Origin of the sequence: Streptomyces sp. YIM 98790, from assembly GCF_011421595.1 — a bacterium.
Classification (GTDB): domain Bacteria; phylum Actinomycetota; class Actinomycetes; order Streptomycetales; family Streptomycetaceae; genus Streptomyces.
This window is the reverse complement of record NZ_WTLH01000411.1, coordinates 1-410: the sequence shown is the minus strand read 5'-3', so window position 1 is coordinate 410 and position 410 is coordinate 1. Positions and strand designations below refer to the sequence as shown.

At 59.0% G+C, this 410-nt stretch carries 1 protein-coding gene; it reads right to left on the bottom strand.

What is annotated here, in order from left to right:
• Nucleotides 1–44: 44 nt before the first annotated feature.
• Entirely contained in the window at nt 45–326 is a 282-nt protein-coding gene (locus tag GQS09_RS30535) for an integrase core domain-containing protein (protein ID WP_165990358.1), read from the bottom strand.
• Nucleotides 327–410 lie beyond the last annotated feature (84 nt).

The following is a 410-nucleotide window of genomic DNA, read 5'->3' as shown; positions in this document are numbered from 1 at the left end:
TGAGGGGTCTCGCGTTTTCCGGACAGGGATGTAACCGGGTTATTTCATGAGGCGAGTTGGAGGCGCTGGTGGTCGGCGTGCGCCTCGCGTGGAGGTCGATAGCCGATGGCCGAGTGAAGTCGTCTGTGATTGTACCAGTGTTCGATATATCGGGTGATGTCGCGACGGGCCGCCTCGCGGGTGGGATATGTCACTTGGGATACTCGTTCGTTCTTCAGTGCTCCGAAGAATGACTCGGCCATGGCGTTGTCGTAGCAGATTCCTGTCCGACCGGCGGAGTGCCGCAACCCGAGACTCCGGAGAGCGAGGCGGTATTCGTCGGACATGTAGTTGCTCCCTCGGTCGGAGTGGAAGACCGCGCCTGGGGAAAGCTTTCTATTGCGGGCGGCGTTTTGTATGGCATGAGTTAT

What these genes read in the sequence shown, in the direction of transcription:
- GQS09_RS30535 (WP_165990358.1), bottom strand. Translation starts at nt 326, where the DNA reads ATGTCCGACGAATACCGCCTCGCTCTCCGGAGTCTCGGGTTGCGGCAC.